Source organism: Mesorhizobium sp. M7A.F.Ca.ET.027.03.2.1 (genome assembly GCF_003999175.1).
Lineage (GTDB): Bacteria > Pseudomonadota > Alphaproteobacteria > Rhizobiales > Rhizobiaceae > Mesorhizobium.
The window spans coordinates 1-1,859 of the sequence record NZ_RZOM01001155.1; the positions used below are offsets into that span (position 1 = coordinate 1).

2 protein-coding genes are annotated in these 1,859 nt (G+C 66.6%); one reads left to right on the top strand and one right to left on the bottom strand.

Going from position 1 to position 1,859, the window contains the following annotated elements; genetic code table 11:
* On the top strand, positions 1-893 hold an 893-nt coding region (locus EN750_RS32335; RefSeq protein ID WP_245482875.1), incomplete at its 5' end, for an ROK family protein.
* Between the two features lie 69 nt (positions 894-962).
* Here the strand turns inward: EN750_RS32335 and EN750_RS32340 are convergent.
* A partial coding sequence (locus EN750_RS32340) for a cation:dicarboxylase symporter family transporter (protein ID WP_127399109.1) occupies positions 963-1,859 on the bottom strand: 897 nt, incomplete at its 5' end.

Below are 1,859 nucleotides of genomic sequence, written 5' to 3' on the forward strand. Positions count from 1 at the left end.
CCGGCAGGCCGAGCCGCCGTTCCAGGATGTCGGCAAGCGGCACGTCCAGCCAGCCGGCGAGCGTCGGCGTCGGTGCACCGGGGCCGCTCGATCCGCTGGCCGGCATCGCCGTCGGCCCGCCGACGCTCGCCGGCTGGCTGGACGTGCCGCTTGCCGACATCCTGGAACGGCGGCTCGGCCTGCCGGTGCGGCTGGAGAACGACGCCAATGCCGCGGCGCTCGGCGAATGGCGCTTCGGCGCCGGCCATGGCGCTCGCTCGCTGGTCTTTGTCACGGTTTCGACCGGCATCGGCGGCGGTGTCGTCGTCGACGGGCGCATCCTGCATGGCCGCCGTGGCCTTGCAGCCGAGATCGGTCACATGACCATCACCAATGAAGGCGAGCGCTGCGTATGCGGTGTCGTTGGCTGCTTCGAGGCCATCGCGTCGGGAACGGCACTTGGCCGCCGCGCCAGCGCCGCCACGGCAGCCGGAGACGGCTCTACCTTGCGACGCTTGTCAGCGGACGCGGAGGTGACCGGCCGCCATGTCGTCGAGGCGGCACGGCTGCAGGACGCTCTTGCCTCGGCCTTGCTGGAGGAGGAAGCGCGCTGGCTGGGCATTGGCTTCACCAATCTCCTGCATCTCTATTCGCCCGATGTGCTGGTCGTCGGCGGTGGCATCGCCAATGGGCTCGATCTGATGCTGCCGACCATCGAGGCGCCCATCAGGCAACGGGCTATGCGCGCCTATCGCGACGTGCCGGTCGTTCAGGCCCAGCTCGGCCGCCATGCCGGGCTCGTCGGCGCCGCCAGCCTTGTGCTGTTCGACGACGGGGGCACTTTGGCAGCCCGCATGCCTGTTGGCCCAAGCACGTTTCCGGACACGCCGCTGAGCAAGACCGGCACGGTCTGACGTTGCGACCTGCATGACAAAGGCCAGAGGCAGCACGCCTCCGGCCTTTTACGCATTGACCGCGCGTCATTACTCGGCGGGAACAACGTCCGCCGGCAGGCTATCGTCGGCCGTGCCCGCCAGCGCTCTGGCCAGCTTGGCCTCGTCGAGTTCGCCTTCCCAGCGAGCCACCACCAGCGTGGCGACAGCATTGCCGACGAAGTTGGTCAACGCCCGGCACTCCGACATGAAGCGGTCGACGCCGAGGATCAGCGCCATGCCGGCGACCGGCACCGCCGGAACCACCGAAAGCGTCGCCGCAAGGGTGATGAAGCCCGCTCCGGTGATGCCCGCGGCACCCTTGGAGGAAAGCATGGCCACCAGCAGCAGCAGGATCTGGTCACCCATAGACAGGTGGATGTTGGTCGCCTGTGCGATGAACAGCGCCGCCAGCGTCATGTAGATGTTGGTGCCGTCGAGGTTGAAGGAATAGCCGGTTGGGATGACCAGGCCGACGACCGAGCGCTTGGCGCCGGCCTTCTCCATCTTTTCCATCAGCGAGGGCAGGGCGGCTTCCGATGAGGAGGTGCCCAGCACCAAAAGCAGCTCTTCCTTGATATAGCGGATCAGCGACAGGATGGAGAACCCGTTGTAGCGGCAGACCGCGCCAAGCACGACGAACACGAACAGGAACGACGTCACGTAGAAGGTGCCGACCAGCATAGCGAGATTGATCACCGCGCCGATGCCGTATTTGCCGATGGTGAAGGCCATCGCGCCGAAGGCACCAATGGGGGCCGCCTTCATCAGCACGCTGACCAGCTTGAAGATCGGTGTCGTCAGCGCCTGCAGGAAATTGAGCACGGGCGTGCCCTTGTCGCCGACCAACGCCAGCGCGATGCCGAACAGCACCGAGAAGAACAGCACCTGCAGGATGTCGCCGTCGGCGAAGGCGCCGACGATGGTCGACGGGATGATGTTCATCAG